Origin of the sequence: Fictibacillus nanhaiensis (genome assembly GCF_049537595.1) — a bacterium.
GTDB classification, from domain to species: Bacteria; Bacillota; Bacilli; order Bacillales; family Fictibacillaceae; genus Fictibacillus; species Fictibacillus nanhaiensis_F.
This window is the reverse complement of record NZ_JBMULM010000001.1, coordinates 650,388-667,165: the sequence shown is the minus strand read 5'-3', so window position 1 is coordinate 667,165 and position 16,778 is coordinate 650,388. Positions and strand designations below refer to the sequence as shown.

Below are 16,778 nucleotides of genomic sequence, written 5' to 3'. Positions count from 1 at the left end.
AACACACATTTGCACCAATCACATACATTATTACATAAAAGTCATGACTTCATCCCTATGTGCAGGAGGATTCAATATGAAATATTTCAAAAGAAAACTAATGATACTTTTCACTTGTTTACTAGCTTTCTCCATGCTGTTGGCAGGTTGCAATACCTCTAGCCCAAAAAAAGAAAAAATTAGAATCGCAGAAGTAACACGATCTATATTTTATGCTCCACAATATGTTGCCATTGAAAAAGGCTTTTTTAAAGAAGAAGGTTTAGATGTAGAGTTGACTACTACGTGGGGCGGCGATAAAACGATGACAGCTTTGTTGTCTGATGGCGCAGACGTGGCACTCGTTGGTTCTGAAACAACAATCTATGTACATGCACAAGAATCGACTGACCCTGTTATTAACTTTGCTCAGCTCACCCAGACAGATGGTACTTTCTTAGTGGCAAGAAAGAAGCCGGAATTCTTTTCATGGGATCAGCTAAAAGGCAGCACTTTCTTAGGCCAGCGTAAAGGCGGCATGCCACAGATGGCAGGTGAGTTTGGTATAAAGAAACACGGAATCGATCCTAAGAACGATCTATCCATGATTCAGAATATTGATTTTGCTAATATTGCAAATGCGTTTGCTTCTGGAACAGGAGATTATGTTCAATTATTTGAACCACAAGCAAGTTTATTTGAACAAGAAGGAATCGGACACATTGTTGCTTCATTCGGCGCTGAGTCTGGGAAGATTCCTTATACAACCTTTATGGCGAAACAGAGCTATATAAAAGAAAATAAAGAAACATTAGAGAAGTTTACAAAAGGCTTATACAAAGCACAGTTATGGGTAGAGAACCACTCCGCAAAAGAGATCGCAAAAGTTATCTCACCTTATTTTGAAGATACCCCTGTTGAACTTATTGAAACCGTTGTGGATCGATATAAAAGTCAACACAGTTTCGCTCTAAATCCAATACTAGATGAAGAAGAGTGGAACAACTTACAAACCATTATGGACGAAGCCGGCGAACTTCCTAAAAAAGTGGATTATAACATTCTTGTTGATACTTCAATAGCAAAGAAAGCCATCAAGTAAAGGAACAGACGGCTCTGCATACAATAAAACTACCATTGTGAGCTTCTTGTCGGACATATACACGAGAAGCTTTACAGGTGGTTGTTTGAAGTGCAAATACAAAATCAGGAGGGGATCGTCGTGGCTTTATTACAACTAAAATCTGTCGGGCAAACATACTTTTCAAAAACGTCTGCCACAACGGCCTTAGAAGATATTTCGCTTTCTGTACAAGAAGGCGAATTTATATCCTTACTAGGACCAAGCGGGTGCGGTAAATCCACACTCCTATCCATGATCGCAGGTCTACTCACTCCAACGGTCGGATCGGTAACGGTGAATAACCAAGTGGTTACATCTCCACACCCAAAGATTGGTTACATGCTTCAGCAAGACTACCTGTTTCCTTGGAAAACGATTCAGGATAACATAACGCTTGGTTTGAAACTGAGGAATCAGCATTCATTAGAAAACGTTCAAGCAGCAGTGAAACTTCTCAAAGAGATCGGATTAGATCATACATTAACCAAATATCCTTCAGAGCTTTCTGGAGGAATGAGACAGAGAGTGGCACTCGTTCGAACACTTGCCACACAGCCTAAGATTCTTTTACTCGATGAACCTTTCTCAGCACTCGATTATCAAACGAAGTTAAAGCTTGAAGATCTCGTATCCTCTACTCTAAGAGAACATGGAAAAACAGCTATCTTAGTTACACATGATATTGGTGAGGCCATCGCGATGAGTGATACCGTTATCTTGTTATCAACTAATCCTGGACGTATTTTCAGGACATTTAAGATGCCTGAAAAATTAAGGACTCTCCCTCCCTTTGAAGCTCGTCAGCATCCTGATTTTTCTGCAACCTTTCAGCAAATATGGGAGGAGTTGGAGCACATTGAACAAAACGATAAAGAGTAAGATACACCAAGAGTATCTAGAATCAATAAAAAAAGAAAATCGAAATATCCGCCTTGTTCAGCTTTTTATTTTTATCAGTTTTTTCTTGTTATGGGAAATTTCATCTCTACGAGGCTGGATCAATCCATTGCTATTTAGTTCTCCAACGAAAATAGGATCTCTTTTTATTGAAAAGATTGGTGATGGTTCACTTTATATCCACGTTATTTTTACGCTAGGTGAGACTGTACTCGGATTCATATTAGGTACACTGTTAGGTACTTTACTTGCCGCTCTTCTGTGGTGGTCACCATTTCTATCTAAAGTTCTTGATCCATATCTAGTGGTCTTAAACGCCATGCCGAAAGTGGCGTTAGGACCTATATTGATCGTTGCGATTGGGCCGAACTTTGGTTCGATCATTGCTATGGGGATTTTAATCTCCATCATCATTACTACCCTCGTCGTATACACAGCGTTTCAAAATGTGGATGCCAACTATATTAAAGTGGTTCGATCTTTCGGAGGCAATAAAAAACAGTGCTTTAAGGAGGTTATCCTTCCAGCCTGTTTTCCGAATATCATATCTTCTTTAAAGGTAAATGTAGGGTTGTCGTGGGTTGGTGTCATCGTAGGCGAGTTTCTTGTTTCAAAACAAGGCTTAGGGTACATGATCATCTACGGATTCCAAGTCTTTAACTTCACACTCGTACTGATGAGCCTCTTGATTATTGCTGTAATGGCTACCGTAATGTATCAAGGAGTCGAATGGCTTGAACGGAAACTTATTAAGCACCGTTTATAATCTTTCATTTTTAGGCCAGGGAATGCAGAAGAGCGTACTTCATACTCTCTTTTAGCACCTGGTCTTTCATCATAAAGCTGAACGACTTATCCGTTGAAACATCTTCAGGCAACTCACTCATTAATACAGGTCCATTCGTTTCAAAATAGCGATGCTTTAAAAGAATCTTGTCCACAGTGGCTACATAAATATTCTTAATGATCTTTCCGCCTTTTCCATCAACAAAGTACTGACCAATATACTTAAGATCTGATACTCTCCCACCCGTCTCTTCAAAAACTTCCCGAACGGCTGCTTCATCTGCTGTTTCTCCAGGTTCTACCTTTCCACCAGGAAACTCAATTCCACGTCTCGGATGCTCAGTCAGCAACCATTGATCTTTAAATTTACACAAACACCACACGTGTTTTGGCGTATCCGAAAAGGGGTGGTCTGAAAACGACAATTGTACAGTGTTGTTATAAAAATCTTTAAACGTAATTATATCCATCACACTACTCCATCTCGACTGTTTCCTTTATTGTAAAGTTCACAACATTTAAAGTCCATTTGTTTTAATTGCAACTCTCTAAACGTACGCAATCTTAGAGCTTCAACTTCCTCTTCCTATTATGTAACAATCCTAGTTTATTCAATCTAATCGTAAAAAAACATGGGTGGTAAAACCCATGTTTTAATCTACTGATGCAAATGTAATAATCCATTTTCCATTCAGGTACTCATATCCTAAAGTGATTTCATATGAGCCATATAGATCAGACTCATTTTTTTGATGAACTCTATAAGAATGATCTGAAAGCTGTTTGATCATTACAGGTTCACTTTCTTCTAGCCATGGTGGAAGTTCAGTAGGAATGATGTATAGCGAACTTTCTCGTTCCTCAAATAAACCATCCGTATAATATGTAGCTAGATCTTTAGACACAAAATTCGTTAAATATGTCATATATTCTTCTTTATTAGAATAATTTAAAACCCTATAGTTTTCATCCGTATCTTGCTTTAGTGCTTCAATAAAGAGATTCGCCTGTTTCTTCGCGATATCCTCCGTAAATTTAGGGACAGCTTGTTTTTCTTTCGTTTCTTCAGCCGTTACTGGCTGAGTAATAATCTTATCTGAAGTACCGGACTTCTCTTGAACGTTTTCAGGAATGTTAGGGACAATGATGAATGATAGCATAACAGCCAAACATAGTGCTAGAAAAGCTTTCATGACATTTCACCGCCTGACATTGTTTTCTTACTATAATCTATTCACTGATTTCAAAATTCTAAACCCTTTTTAAATAATCATTGAAAATGGTTTCATAAAAGATCAGACTAAACTCACTAACTTGCTTTTTTATATTTTTTACTTTTCTTGCCGATCTCATACAATCCAGTTGCGGCTAGCCCCGCTATTCCTCCAGACCATAATCTGAGTTGAACATTCATCTCTGTAACGGGAGCAGCTAACAATCCGATGATCAATCCCACAAAAAAACTAATAATGGGTATATATTTTTTCGGAATCGGGAAAGTACGTTTTAAGAGCTCCATCATTGCTGTCACCAATGGAGCTAATAGTGTTGAAAACATGAGTACTTGCTCCAACAGGACCACCCCCCATTTCATAAGCACAACCTTCCTTTAGTAACTTAAAGATTCAAGCTTCATAACTTATTTCCTGCCAAAATAAAAAAATTACTTTTTGTCCTAAGCGTTATATAACAGTTTGCATAAAATAAAGTGCCATGATTTTTTTCGGTTATTTTATTGAAATGAGTCAATACTATTGGTAATGAAAGGCAAGACAGGAGTGAGTTTTATGGTAAAAGGCGACGATCTTTTTTTAATACGCTTAGAAGCAAACGAAATTTCATGGTGGGAGTATGCAAGAAATGTCTCACCCGTTTCCAGACCAAAGCAATATCTAACGTATTGGTCATTCTTAAAAAACAGAGGCAAGTTACCTAGAAGGTTAGTAAAAGAAGCGGAATGGCGCATGGAAGCTAGAAGAAAAGGCTTACTAGATACATGATACTTAACTAAAAGAAGCAAAAGACTCTAAGAGAGCCTTTTGCTTTATTTTTTAATTATGTAATTTTTTTAAAAGCCCGTTCAATCTTCTTACTTTTGATTCATAACCTGGCTTAAGCTCATATTCTAAATCCTTTAGCTCAGAATCAACCACTTCATAAGCATACCCTTGACTCAACAATGCTTCAATTAACAATTCTTTCTCTTCATCTGTAAGCTTTGCTTTCACATTAGTAGACAATTGTTAATCCCCCTCTCTTGTATGCATTCATTATAACGTGGGGTTTCAGTGTTTATCCTTACTAAAAATTTGGAAATTTTTAAATTCAGCATTCAACTTGTAATAAACACCCAGGCAATCGCACCTAATATGATTAGAATATTAGTAAAAACATCTATGATTCTGTTATCTTTCTTCTTAAGTTTGTTTCCAGTAAAAAATAGTAAAAGCGCAATAAAAAAAATCGTGGCAAAATAAAATCCAATCGCTGACCATGAAAAGAATAATAAGTGCTGTTCCAATGATATCCCCCCTACATCATTTCATAAACCGAAGGATAATTTCGTAAGGTAGCTGGCTGGCATATGTCAAATGAAGCCCCTATAGCTTTGCGTCCTCACTTTTCAATGAGTTTGCCTTTATCAAACGATTTATGGCAGTTCGTCTTAACGATTGTGATACAGAAATACTACACAAGACATTCTTCCTATTTTATAGGTATATTATATCAAAGAATAGTTAAGAAGACTTATTATTTTTTTACTATTTAAAAGATTTAACTTATGTGATTCTCTTGATCGATAAACTGAGCATTCTTCCACTCTAACTCTAGTTCACTTAATGTAAAATCAGTTAGATATCTATGATCTTCATATCCATATAAACCTTTATGGATAAGATGTTGAATAAGTCGTTGTTTACGTCCTTCAACCGCTCTTCGCAGTTGTCCTTTCTGGGAATCCATATAAAATCTGCTCCTTTTTGTGGCGATTATTGTTAACTATTCTATCCACATAAAAGAAGATTCAAGCTTATAAGTAAACAAAAAAGTTCCTTTAAAAAATAAAGGAACTCTCAACAAAATTTGTTCTAGTGTAAGACAGATTTACTCCATTGTTCATAAACCGAATTAGGGGCATTCCAGCATAGCCAGGAAACCATGGTTTTTATTCCATGTTGACTTACTTCCCAGTACTCCCAGCGTCGTTTGGAGAGATTTTCATAAATTCCTGTTTCATTCACCCAACCGTCCATATTAAACGCCTCCTATTTATCTGCTTTATAAAAAATTCTTTTTCCTTCTGCAATTTCCTCTTTTTTAGGGTTTGTAAAACTTCGACAAAAGGAAACATAATTTTACTTAAGCCTGTTGTTATTGTACATATAAAATAAAGATGCCATACATCATTAGGGAGATGAAAAATGAATTTATGGGAATTACCCACACTTGATCTAGCAAAAAAACTTCTAGGTATGAAATTGATTCATGTCGATAATAAAGGGATAACCTCTGGATATATCGTGGAGACAGAAGCCTATCTAGGACCCGAAGATCGAGCAGCTCATTCCTTTAACAACCGAAGAACGGCTAGAACAGAAGTGATGTACGATGAAGCAGGTACAATTTATACCTATTTTATTTATGGGATGCATGTTTGCTTTAATATCGTTTCAGGCCCTGTTAATAAACCAGAAGCTATTCTCATTAGAGCTCTTCAACCAGTTGAAGGAATAGAACAAATGAAAGAAAGAAGAGTGAGAGCAAAGACTGAGATTCAGCTTACAAATGGTCCTGGCAAACTGAGTAATGCGATGGGATTCACATTAAGTGATAATGGTAAGAAAATGAATGAAGAAAATATAAGAATTGAAGAAGGAATGCGATTTCGACCGGATGAAATCGAATCAGGTCCTCGTATAGGCATACAATATGCCGAGGAAGCGGTTCATTTTCCTTATCGGTTCTGGATAAAAAACAACCCTTACGTATCTCGTTAATACGCAGGGTTGTTTTCTTTGTTCGTCGAAACTGCAACGTCCTCTTGCTGCATGTAATCAACCCTTGAAGTCCGATTGGTTTCTTGCATCCACACGAGGTGATGGTATGTTTGTTTTTTTATAGAAACGTATTTAGTTTGCATGATTAGCAGCCAAGAAAGAATGAAAATGGCTGTTTTCAATACATTTTCTGCAGTTAGTGAAGCTGACTCAATGGGTAGCACATTCACTGAAATACTTGAGAGCAATCCTATTACAACAGCGCTTAAGATGAACAAAGGCTGATTAGTACGTAAGAATCGATGCCGTTGCTGCAAGTAGTTCTGTAATAATAAACGTTCTTGAGCATTAAATTGAAGGTATCTGCTCTTAGCTGATTTCGCATTCGCCAATAAACCTTTAGATCGATCATTCTTCCAAAGTGATTTCATAAATAAGGTGAATTCAATATCATTAGCGAGTTCATTATCCATTCTTCTATGAATAAAATTATGTGCTTGGTAGAAGGTCATTGCGTTCTGTACAAGCTTCAGTAATATATATCCTGCAATGATCGTAAGTGAAAAGACAAACCAAAAAGAGCTCATCGCGCTCTCTGTTAACTCGATGATTGGAATAACCACGGTTTGAATCTGTACCCATATGACCTTTGCAGCAAGCGTTAGTATCTCTAGCCATTTTTCCAAGAAGATCACTCCGAAATTTCATTATGTATCTTCTTATTTTACCATGATTTCGCACCTGTGCTTACATTTATTTACTCAACATATGCAAACTAGGGAAATCGGCATATAAAAAAGGCCACAGTGATTGTATCCACTATGACCTTTTATAGCATTTATTTATGCACTTACCCCTTGTTCACGAGTTCCAAGGTGTTTGTCTTCACCTTTATCAACGATTACCGCACAAGCAGCGTCACCTGTGATGTTAACAGCTGTTCTTAGCATATCAAGAAGTCTATCAACACCTAGAATTAGAGCAATACCTTCGACTGGTAACCCTACAGAGTTCAATACCATCGCTAACATGATCAGTCCCACTCCAGGAACGCCAGCTGTACCGATACTTGCAAGTACTGCTGTTAAAATAACGGTAAGCATTTGTGTTAATCCTAAGTTAACATCATATACTTGCGCGATAAAAATTGTCGCTACACCTTGCATGATGGCTGTTCCATCCATGTTAATCGTTGCACCTAGCGGCTGTACAAATCCACTGATCGATTTTCGAACCCCTAAATTCTCTTGAGCTGTTTTCATTGAGATAGGGAGAGTTGCATTCGAACTAGACGTACTAAATCCAACAGACATTGCCGGCGCAAACCCCTTAAAGAACCAGAGCGGGCTCTTCTTTGCGAAAAGTGCGATCGAACCTCCATACGCGACAACAGAGTGGATAAATAGAGCTAGGATAACTACACTCATGTATAAGCCCATTGCTTTAATCGCATCCATACCTTGACTGCCAACTGCTGAAGCAATTAAAGCAAAAGCACCATATGGAGCAAATTTCATAATTAGGTTTACAAGATACATCATAATATCGTTACCTTGTTCCATGAGATCCATTACACCTTTTGTTTTGCTACCTAACATGGTTAAAGCAAATCCTACAAACACGGAGAATGCAATAATTTGAAGCATATTTCCTTCTGCCATTGCTTGAATTGGATTAGTAGGAATAATGTTCAGCAACGTATCTGTTACTGCAGGTGCTTCTTGTTGTTCAAACTTGGCACCTTCCGTTTTAAAGTCCCCTACACCTGGTTTAAAGACAAGTGCTAAAGCCATAGCGATAATAATCGCAATTGTTGTAGTTCCTAAGAAGAACCCAACTGTTTTGACCCCCACTCTTCCAAGCTTTTTCGGATCACCTAGTCCTGCCGTTCCTAGTACGATTGAGAAGAAGACGATCGGAACAACTAACATTTTAATAAGGTTTAAGAATAATGTTCCTACTGGCTTTAAAACATATTTGTCCAGTGTTGAGAAAGCATCAGGCACGGCTAGATTAAGAATGAGACCAGCAACAACCCCAAGTGCCAGAGCGATCAAGATCTTTGTAGATAATTTCATAATAAAGTACCCCCTTTGTTAAAATCTTCTTACTATTTGGTGTGCAGAAGCTCTGAAGAAATTTATACTAATACATGCCCTATTTGTTGCATATAAAAACCCACCGAAAATAGAGAGGATTTTCCGTGGGAATACACCGCAACACATAGACTTAGCCCATGTATAGAGTTCTCTCTCCAAAAACGCTTACGAGGTTAGCTGTCGGATTAGGAAATTGAGAGTTGTCCCTTTTGTGCATGCACAAATTCATCCCAAGGCTTTAAAAGCCGTATTGTGGTTCCCCCGCTTCAGAATATTCTATTGAATAGAACATCAGAATTCAGCGAATCATATATAATATGCTTTAATTTTATCAACATACATAAATTTTTGTCAAGAATACGCGTTATACTTATTTATTCCAATTAATTGTTTCATGATGAATGTTTTTCCATATTCTCACTTCTACCCCATAAGTATGTGAGAAAAAACGAATGATGTATAAGGTTCTATTTTTTCAGGGAGGTATTATAAATGAAAATCGTATTTTATGAAAAAGGCGACTTAAGTATTATCGTTGGAGCATCAAAGCTAAAAGGTGAACTGACGATTGAACAAATAAAGAACGAGAGCGAAAAAAAGGCGAAAGAACTAGGTGAACTACTAGGACGAGAGATCGGATTCTTAATCGACATGAACGGAAAATTAGATACTCAATTCAAAAAATAAAAACCGGGTAGCCCGGTTTTTTTTATACGTATGCTAGTGATAACTTTTCTTTATTCTTCTGCAAAACCATTTCAGGACGCCCTTCATCCTCTATCTTTCCATTGTTCATCAGTATGATTCGGTCACCTATGGATCGGGCATCTTCTTCATCATGAGTTACAAAAATAGAAGTGATTCCAGTACGTTTAAGGATCTCCTGCAGCTCATCACGAATCTGTAATTGAAGCTTAGAATCGAGATTGCTAAAAGGCTCGTCAAACATGATCAAAGATGGGTTTGGAGCCATAGCCCTTGCTAGTGCAACACGTTGCTGCTGACCGCCGCTCAATTCATAAGGATACCGAGAAGCATAATCCTCCATACCAACAATAGCCAATAATTCTTCCATTCTTGCTTGTTTCTGTTTACGATTCATTTTTGTTAAGCCAAATTTGATGTTCTTTTCAACTGTCATATGAGGAAACAAAGCATAATCTTGAAAAACCAAACCGACCCCACGTTTTTCCGGCTGAACAAAACGGAATGTATCATTCATGACTGCCTGATCGATCAGGATCGACCCTTTTGATGGCACTTCTAGCCCGGCTATGAGACGAAGTAACGTACTTTTCCCGCTGCCGCTTTCTCCTAAGATCACTGAAACTTCTCCCTGTTTAAAGCTTAGAGACAGGTTTTCGAACAAAGGTTTTTGCGAATTTTTGTAACGAAACGTTAAGTCTTTGATTTGAACAAACATTATTTTGGCTCCTTTTCTAAAACTCTGTGTAAAAAGAATATCGAAAGTGCACTTATACAAATGATCACCATGGATGAAACAGAGGCTTCGTGAATACGTTCATCGCTTGCATACTGAAATGTTTTTGTAGCCAACGTATAGAAGTTAAAAGGCTGTAGGATCAGAGTAAGGGGCAACTCTTTTAAAATATCTACGAAAACAAGGATGAAACCACCAGCAATCGCACCTTTAATCATTTTGATATCTACTTTAAAAAATGTCTTTGTCACTGACATCCCTAAGGTTCTTGAAGCTTCTGTAAAAACGGTTCCTACTTTATCAAAACCTGATTCGATCGAGTTAAAACCAACGGCAAGAAACCGAACAACATAAGCAAAGATCAGCATACTAATACTGAGGCTTAATACAAGAGTTGGTTCTAATCCAAGCCATTCGTATAACGATATGACCTTTTGATCTAGGGAGAGAAATAAAGTAAGGACGCCTATAGCAATTACCGCTCCCGGGATTGAATAGCCTAAAACCGTAATTTTGGAAAAAACCTTTCCTAACCAACCCTTTGAAAGACGACTAAAGTTAGCGATAATTAAAGCCACCATTATGATAAGAACTGAACCTATAGCAGCAACAAAGATTGAATTCCAAATCAAATCTGCAAATGTAGCACTTAAAATCACGTCATACGTCATATACACCCAATGTAAAAGCTGTATAAAAGGAATGGCGAAAGCTAGAGCAAATAAAGAAATAAAATAACTTAGTACAGCAAACTTTTTCCAACCTTTAAGTTCTTTAGGCTGTAACGGGCGAACTTTTGAAGTGGAATAACTATACTGTTTTCTGCCCCTTATTACTTTTTCTAAGATCAAGATCAAAACTACGATAAACATCAAAGTACCCGCTAACTTGATAGCTGAATAGATATCCCCCATCCCAAACCACGCTTGAAATATGGCTGTACTAAAGGTTTGAATACCGAAATACTTTACTACCCCGTAATCATTGAATACTTCAAGAATGACTAAGCTAACACCACCTACAATCGCTGCACGTGACACAGGAAGGACGACTTGTATAAATGTCATGAACGATCCTTTGCCTAGCAACCGTGCATTTTCAATCAGTGATGATGACTGATTTTCTAAGAAACTTTTTGTGATGATATATACATATGGATACAGGAACATCGTAAAGATAAAAACAGCACCGGGTATGTTCATGATGTCAAAGAACTTTTGGTCCACCTTTATACCAAACTGGTTCCTTAGTGACGTTTGAATGACACCTGTATAATTTAAAATGCCATGGTACGTATAGGCCCCAATGTATGGAGGAATCGCAAGTGGGAGGATAAGACCCCACTTAAAGAACTGATGCATAGGAACTTTGTAGGCGGAAACTAGCCATGCCGCACTTACACCGATTATCACTGTGAAAAGACCAGTAAAACCAACGATTGTCACGGAATTTACGATATAATTTTTCAACATGAATTCTTTAATGTGTTCCCAATTCTCATTACTCTCAGCGAATAACTGAACCATGATGAGCAAAGCCGGTAAAAGGATTAAAGTAGAAAAAATCACACTTAGCAAAGCCCAACTATTAAACTGTGATCTCATTTTTCGAATAATATACAACATCTTCACCTTCTTTACTCATCAGCATTGTTCTCGTTGTTTGTTTTACATGGAATTAGCCGTATCACATATTGTGATACGGCAAAGTATTAACGTTTATTTCCAGCTTACTTCATTCATAATCTTAACGGCATCTGCATTGTTTTCACCTAGCTCAGAAAGATTAAGATCTTGTTCTTTAAAGTTACCCCAAGATTTTAAAAGCTCTGAAGGTTCAACTTCTTTATTAACCGGATACTCGTAGTTAGCTTCAGCAAATACTTCTTGTACTTTCGGACTAGACAGATATTCCATTAATTTTATAGCATTCTCTTTGTTCTTAGCGTGTTTCGTAACACCTATACCACTAATATTGATGTGAGTACCTGTTGTTTCTTGGTTAGGGAAAAACACACTCAGCTGTTTAGCAACTTTCACTTCTTCAGGATCTTCTGAGTTCAACATCTGACCAAAATAGTATGAGTTCATGATGGCAACATCACCTTCACCAGCAGCGATACCTTTCGCTTGATCTTTGTCTCCACCTTGTGGATCACGAGCCATGTTGTTAACGATCCCTTCTGCCCACTTCTTCGCTTCATCTTTTCCGTTTAATGAAATAAAGGATGATACTAATGATTGATTGTAAATATTTTCTGATGAACGGATCAGTACTTTACCTTTCCATTTGTCTTCAGTTAACGCTTCATAAGTAGATAGTTCTGATTTGTCTACTTTTTTCTGATCATATACGATGACACGTGCACGTTTTGTTAGACCGAACCATTGATTGTCTTTATCTCTTAAATTATCAGGAATATTCTTATTCAAAGTTTCGCTTTCTACACTTTGTAAGAGGTCTTTATCTTTTGCCCAGTGTAAACGTCCAGCATCAGATGTGAAGAAAAGGTCTCCTTTTGTTGCTTTTCCTTCTCTTGTAAGACGCTCGATCAACTCATCTTCTTTACCCTTAATAAGGTTGACTTTAATTCCTGTCTCTTTTGTAAAATCAGCAAAGATTTTATCATCAACTTCATAGTGACGACTTGTATATAGGTTTACTTCTTCTTTTTTTGTATCATTATTATTCGAACTCGCACCCTCGTTTGATTTACCACAGCCTGCTAATACTAAAGCAGCTAGTAAGACCATTGTAACAACCGTAAAAATATTCTTTTTAAACATATGTCAGTTACCCCTTCTATGTATAAGTAATTGAAAACGATTATCAACTTCACTTCTAATTATAATGATAATCATTCTCAAGTCAATTGTTTTTTAAAAAGTTTTTTCTAATAGATTGTTGCTATCAATTCCTTACCTCCATTTACAGTTGATCAGAGTAGAAAGTCCGCAATTCTCAGCTAGGAACGGTGGACTGGTGAAACACTTATACGTAAAACGTACAAGCATCGCTCACCGCCTTCTCGTGGAAAGCGAGCAGCCTGGAACGGAAATCAACTCTTCTAAAAGCAACGAAGTTTTTTAAGACGCTCTTTTCTAGAAGATTGTAGCTTTTAACTTTGTCACTTTTGAAAATTGATTGGAATGAAAGGTGCGAGACTCCTACGGGACAGGCGGGCAGCTGAGACACTTAAGAGTGAAACGTACGAATGTGGCTCAGCGCCTGCCCCGTGGAAAGCGAGCAGCCTGGAACGGAAATCAACACTTCCAAAAGCAACAAAGTTTACGACAACAGCCTTTTAAAAAGAAATAAAAAATCTCTTAGAAGTATCAGCTTCTAAGAGATCATTCCTGGTTTAAAGGCTTCCATTGGTTGTAAACCCAGTTTCCTAACCTGTTATATCCTCTTCTATTTGGATGGATAGAATCAGAAAAATACAGTTCTTTCTCCACATTTTCATATAGTTCAAAAGTGGAAATGTATTTTGTAAGCGTGCTTTCTTTGCTTGCCTCAACAATTGCCTCGTTCCAGGACTTAATACTGTCTGCAGCTGTCGGATCGTATTCTTTTCCGAAATAAGGATTATATAGACCTAATACATAGACTGGAGCGAACGAATTGTTTTCACGCACGACTGTTAGTGTTTTACTTAAGTTGTTTCTTAACTTTTCTTTTCCAAGTACTAATTTTTGTTGAGGCAACTGTCGAAAATTCCAACCTGCAGCCTTGCGAAAATCGTTGGTTCCAATAAAAACAAAGATATGATCCGCTTGTCTTAGTGATTTAATGACGACTCCATTATCCAATTGTCTTAATAATTGGTCAGAACGCTGTCCAGAGATTCCAAAATTATTAATAATAACGTTTCTTCCCGTTTGCTGCTGAATATTTCTTTTAACGATGCCAATATAACCTGTCTTGGACGGGTCACCCACTCCGTATGTTAAAGAATCTCCTAGTGCCACAACCTTCAAAGTTTGTGTTTCACTTGCTCCTTCTGTTTCTCCATAAAATTGAAAGACCAGGAATAGTATGAGGGCTAAACCTGCACCACCAATTAACCATTTCTTTGATACTTTCCGCACATCATGTCCTCGATTCTAGTTATTGTTATCTTACTTTTTACCATAACGAGGGAAAATATCAAGTTATGAATGTGTTATTTCAATCGATAATCTTCCGATGTAAGCGATGTATCTTCCCAAAGGTTCTCTTGATCATAATGATAAGAATCTTTTTTAACGAATGTATGAATCAACATAGCAACTCCTCCACACAATAGGCTTGCAGGCACTAAGGTAATCAGAAATCCTGTCATATACATCCCTCCTGTACCAAAACTATATGAGGGGCTATAAATGTTTATGAAATGAATAAAATATTTTATTTCCTCTATATAAATAGAAAATAAGGGTATACAGGTAAAGAAGAATTTTAACGGAGGTGCCTTTGTGGGTTTTTTATTCACTCTGCTTTATTTTGCAATCATAGGAATTGTAATTGAAATCAACGTTCTACTATTCACGCTAACCGGATTAAATAAAGAAATCGCTCGATTCCAAGTCATCTCAATGTTTACTGCTACAGGTTTTACGACTGGAGAATCTGAATTGATATTGGAGCATCCTGTACGCAGACGTTTAAGTACGTTTCTCATTTTGTTCGGAGTCTTTTCATTAGCGGTTATCATCTCATCGATAAGCAACATTTTATCCGATGAATTTCGCTCTATTGAACTCGGAATCATCATTTTAGTACTAATTAGTCTTTATTTAATCTTAAGCATACCTAAACTAAAGAAATATATGAAAAAAACTTTTGAAAGTCATATGGAAAAAAGTTATAACCTCGCGGATCTTCCATTGCGAGATGTCATGTATTTTGAAGAAGATGATGTTGTTGTCGAACTTCCCATTCACAAGGATTCAAAGATTATGGGGAAAAAATTAAAAGATGTTATACAAGTAGATGACGATTTACTTGTACTATTTATTAAACGAGGAGATGTAACAGTAAGAAAGGATAGTTACACGACAGAAATTCAAGAAGGAGACATGTTGTTCTTATACGGTCACAACAGTTCTCTTCAAGAACGATTTAAAGAAGAGATGAAAGAATTAAAATCTAAAAAAGAACTTGTGGATTCAAATAAGAAGTGATTATTCACTTCTTTTTTTAATACTACCCCCAGAAAACAAAAGTGCTGGGCGATACTTTTTAAGTAGTAAAAAAGAACCTCTTTTTTGAAGAGATTCTTCATTAACCGACTTCTCTAACTGTATTTGGTACAAATGATAACAATAAGGAAATAATATTATTAATCTGCTCAGGTGTTATATGTATACCATCGTTTGCTAACAGTTCTTCTTTTAGCTTGATTATAGAATCTACTTCCTCAAGACTTGCATCCGTCAAGCAATGATCGATCGTGTTCAAAAGTTCTAACAACTGATTGTTTTTATTGGTTATGTAATATGTAGTCTCCACCAACAAACACCCCCTACTACTAACTATTATTATCGAAACTAAGGTCATTTTCCTACAAAAACAATTCGTCAAATGACGACATATCTTACTTTTTATGGATTTTACCCTATAATACCTACACATTTTTGTCGAAAGGAGTCGAATAAACAGGAAATAAGGCCTATCTTAGCTGTTGCAAGTTAACCATTTGCATTGAAAAGTTTACATTTAAAACTAAAATTACTTTAGTTAAATAACTTTGACAAAGAAGCGAATGGCGATTCATTTACTTCAGACTTCGTTTTATATACTAACTTTTCAGGTTCAAAGAGCTTTGATTCTAAAAAAGAAGTCGGGTTCTTAACAAATTTGATCTTCTGATAAATTTTAGTAAGGATTTTGGCTGTGTTGATCGCATCGTCTAGCGCTCTATGTTTTGAACCTTCATAAACGAGCTCCATCGCTTGAAGAGCGCGTGACAGACCGTATCGAAATCCTTTTTCACTATCATGAAGGATACTAAAATGAAATTGCAGATCATTATGATTAATAATCCAATCCGTGTCTGCTTTATGAAATGTTGAGTCTGTAATGAGCGCCCACTTATCTTCTGGTCCCCAGGAACAAAGGTAGTATTCTTCTGCACCGATCCAAGATCTAAAGTTTTCAATAGCCTCCGTATAAGGGGGAGCTGAAATCAAATCTTTTTTGGTGATCCCCGTTAGATTCGAAATTCGTGTATTCAACTTATCCATTTTAGGTTGAACGAAAGATTGAAACGTATCCACTATTTTAAGTTCGCCATTAACTTCAATCATTCGAATGGCACCTATCTCTATGATCTCCGAGAGCCGGTTTGTCATCTCTAAATCATACACAATATACTGCATCCCTAACACCTGCCCTTCCACAATCATGCCTTTTAATGGATGTCTACCATATATTGTAGTTGATTTGTTAATAAAATGAAATATTACTATAGG

At 36.9% G+C, this 16,778-nt stretch carries 23 protein-coding genes and 2 riboswitches; of the genes, 7 read left to right on the top strand and 16 right to left on the bottom strand.

Annotated features, from left to right (window positions below; translation table 11 throughout):
- Positions 1–133: 133 nt before the first annotated feature.
- From ACOZ9X_RS03305 to ACOZ9X_RS03295, 3 genes are all read left to right on the top strand, one after another.
- Positions 134–1,081: an ABC transporter substrate-binding protein gene (locus ACOZ9X_RS03305; RefSeq protein ID WP_423418212.1), complete on the top strand. Its 948-nt coding sequence runs from the start codon at positions 134–136 to the stop codon at positions 1,079–1,081.
- A 120-nt stretch (positions 1,082–1,201) separates the two neighbouring features.
- Positions 1,202–1,981: an ABC transporter ATP-binding protein gene (locus tag ACOZ9X_RS03300; protein ID WP_423417015.1), complete on the top strand. Its 780-nt coding sequence runs from the start codon at positions 1,202–1,204 to the stop codon at positions 1,979–1,981.
- On the top strand, positions 1,959–2,765 hold the full coding sequence (locus tag ACOZ9X_RS03295; RefSeq protein ID WP_416729310.1) for an ABC transporter permease: 807 nt from the start codon (positions 1,959–1,961) through the stop codon (positions 2,763–2,765). The genes ACOZ9X_RS03300 and ACOZ9X_RS03295 overlap by 23 nt, the downstream gene beginning before the upstream one ends.
- A 10-nt stretch (positions 2,766–2,775) precedes the next feature.
- Here the strand turns inward: ACOZ9X_RS03295 and ytkD are convergent, their stop codons facing one another.
- From ytkD to ACOZ9X_RS03280, 3 genes are all read right to left on the bottom strand, one after another.
- A complete protein-coding gene (gene ytkD / locus ACOZ9X_RS03290; protein ID WP_225218671.1) occupies positions 2,776–3,255 on the bottom strand; it encodes an RNA deprotection pyrophosphohydrolase in 480 nt (159 codons plus the stop codon).
- A gap of 183 nt (positions 3,256–3,438) precedes the next feature.
- Positions 3,439–3,978: a hypothetical protein gene (locus ACOZ9X_RS03285; RefSeq protein WP_423417014.1), complete on the bottom strand. Its 540-nt coding sequence runs from the start codon at positions 3,976–3,978 to the stop codon at positions 3,439–3,441.
- Between the two features lie 116 nt (positions 3,979–4,094).
- Positions 4,095–4,358, bottom strand: coding sequence for a holin (locus tag ACOZ9X_RS03280; RefSeq protein WP_423417013.1), 264 nt, complete (start codon positions 4,356–4,358; stop codon positions 4,095–4,097).
- A 214-nt stretch (positions 4,359–4,572) separates the two neighbouring features.
- Between ACOZ9X_RS03280 and ACOZ9X_RS03275 the strand changes: the two genes are divergently transcribed.
- The gene (locus ACOZ9X_RS03275; RefSeq protein ID WP_137788569.1) at positions 4,573–4,785 is read left to right on the top strand and encodes a hypothetical protein; all 213 of its coding nucleotides are present in this window, start codon (positions 4,573–4,575) and stop codon (positions 4,783–4,785) included.
- A gap of 51 nt (positions 4,786–4,836) precedes the next feature.
- Here the strand turns inward: ACOZ9X_RS03275 and abbA are convergent, their stop codons facing one another.
- The 4 genes from abbA to ACOZ9X_RS03255 form a co-directional block, all read right to left on the bottom strand.
- On the bottom strand, positions 4,837–5,025 hold the full coding sequence (abbA, locus tag ACOZ9X_RS03270) for an antirepressor AbbA (protein WP_423417012.1): 189 nt from the start codon (positions 5,023–5,025) through the stop codon (positions 4,837–4,839).
- Positions 5,026–5,117: 92 nt separating this feature from the next.
- Positions 5,118–5,306 (bottom strand): hypothetical protein, encoded by a 189-nt coding sequence (locus ACOZ9X_RS03265; RefSeq protein WP_144698458.1) that lies wholly within the window; start codon positions 5,304–5,306, stop codon positions 5,118–5,120.
- Positions 5,307–5,350: 44 nt separating this feature from the next.
- Positions 5,351–5,432, bottom strand: a riboswitch (cyclic di-GMP riboswitch).
- Between the two features lie 128 nt (positions 5,433–5,560).
- Positions 5,561–5,749, bottom strand: coding sequence for a Fur-regulated basic protein FbpA (gene fbpA / locus ACOZ9X_RS03260; protein WP_423417011.1), 189 nt, complete (start codon positions 5,747–5,749; stop codon positions 5,561–5,563).
- A gap of 125 nt (positions 5,750–5,874) precedes the next feature.
- Positions 5,875–6,039, bottom strand: a complete 165-nt coding sequence (locus tag ACOZ9X_RS03255; protein ID WP_153237601.1) for a hypothetical protein — start codon at positions 6,037–6,039, stop codon at positions 5,875–5,877.
- 168 nt (positions 6,040–6,207) lie between these two features.
- Between ACOZ9X_RS03255 and ACOZ9X_RS03250 the strand changes: the two genes are divergently transcribed.
- Positions 6,208–6,783 (top strand): DNA-3-methyladenine glycosylase, encoded by a 576-nt coding sequence (locus ACOZ9X_RS03250; RefSeq protein ID WP_423417010.1) that lies wholly within the window; start codon positions 6,208–6,210, stop codon positions 6,781–6,783.
- Here ACOZ9X_RS03250 and ACOZ9X_RS03245 read toward each other — a convergent pair.
- The gene (locus tag ACOZ9X_RS03245) at positions 6,780–7,469 is read right to left on the bottom strand and encodes a hypothetical protein (RefSeq protein ID WP_423417009.1); all 690 of its coding nucleotides are present in this window, start codon (positions 7,467–7,469) and stop codon (positions 6,780–6,782) included. The two genes, ACOZ9X_RS03250 and ACOZ9X_RS03245, sit on opposite strands and share 4 nt — an antisense overlap.
- 156 nt (positions 7,470–7,625) lie before the next feature.
- A complete protein-coding gene (locus ACOZ9X_RS03240; protein ID WP_423417008.1) occupies positions 7,626–8,861 on the bottom strand; it encodes a dicarboxylate/amino acid:cation symporter in 1,236 nt (411 codons plus the stop codon).
- Positions 8,862–9,029: 168 nt separating this feature from the next.
- Positions 9,030–9,196, bottom strand: a riboswitch (cyclic di-AMP (ydaO/yuaA leader).
- Positions 9,197–9,374: 178 nt separating this feature from the next.
- On the opposite strand from ACOZ9X_RS03240, the gene ACOZ9X_RS03235 reads away from it, so the two are divergent.
- Positions 9,375–9,569 carry a hypothetical protein gene (locus ACOZ9X_RS03235; RefSeq protein WP_066291922.1) on the top strand — a complete coding sequence of 65 codons (195 nt, stop codon included), beginning with the start codon at positions 9,375–9,377 and terminating at the stop codon, positions 9,567–9,569.
- A 22-nt stretch (positions 9,570–9,591) separates the two neighbouring features.
- On the opposite strand, the gene ACOZ9X_RS03230 is transcribed toward ACOZ9X_RS03235, so the two are convergent.
- The 5 genes from ACOZ9X_RS03230 to ACOZ9X_RS03210 form a co-directional block, all read right to left on the bottom strand.
- Entirely contained in the window at positions 9,592–10,305 is a 714-nt protein-coding gene (locus ACOZ9X_RS03230; protein WP_423417007.1) for an ABC transporter ATP-binding protein, read from the bottom strand.
- Entirely contained in the window at positions 10,305–11,948 is a 1,644-nt protein-coding gene (locus ACOZ9X_RS03225) for an ABC transporter permease (RefSeq protein ID WP_423418211.1), read from the bottom strand. The genes ACOZ9X_RS03230 and ACOZ9X_RS03225 overlap by 1 nt, the downstream gene beginning before the upstream one ends.
- Before the next feature lie 93 nt (positions 11,949–12,041).
- Positions 12,042–13,109 (bottom strand): Fe(3+) ABC transporter substrate-binding protein, encoded by a 1,068-nt coding sequence (locus ACOZ9X_RS03220; RefSeq protein WP_423417006.1) that lies wholly within the window; start codon positions 13,107–13,109, stop codon positions 12,042–12,044.
- Positions 13,110–13,673: 564 nt separating this feature from the next.
- Positions 13,674–14,414 (bottom strand): GDSL-type esterase/lipase family protein, encoded by a 741-nt coding sequence (locus ACOZ9X_RS03215; RefSeq protein ID WP_144698442.1) that lies wholly within the window; start codon positions 14,412–14,414, stop codon positions 13,674–13,676.
- A gap of 74 nt (positions 14,415–14,488) precedes the next feature.
- On the bottom strand, positions 14,489–14,647 hold the full coding sequence (locus ACOZ9X_RS03210) for a hypothetical protein (RefSeq protein ID WP_416729321.1): 159 nt from the start codon (positions 14,645–14,647) through the stop codon (positions 14,489–14,491).
- Between the two features lie 133 nt (positions 14,648–14,780).
- Between ACOZ9X_RS03210 and ACOZ9X_RS03205 the strand changes: the two genes are divergently transcribed.
- The gene (locus ACOZ9X_RS03205; RefSeq protein ID WP_423417005.1) at positions 14,781–15,488 is read left to right on the top strand and encodes a TrkA C-terminal domain-containing protein; all 708 of its coding nucleotides are present in this window, start codon (positions 14,781–14,783) and stop codon (positions 15,486–15,488) included.
- A 100-nt stretch (positions 15,489–15,588) separates the two neighbouring features.
- Here ACOZ9X_RS03205 and ACOZ9X_RS03200 read toward each other — a convergent pair whose 3' ends face one another.
- Positions 15,589–15,816, bottom strand: coding sequence for a hypothetical protein (locus tag ACOZ9X_RS03200; RefSeq protein ID WP_191752038.1), 228 nt, complete (start codon positions 15,814–15,816; stop codon positions 15,589–15,591).
- Between the two features lie 224 nt (positions 15,817–16,040).
- Positions 16,041–16,685, bottom strand: coding sequence for an exonuclease domain-containing protein (locus ACOZ9X_RS03195; RefSeq protein WP_423417004.1), 645 nt, complete (start codon positions 16,683–16,685; stop codon positions 16,041–16,043).
- Positions 16,686–16,778: the final 93 nt, after the last annotated feature.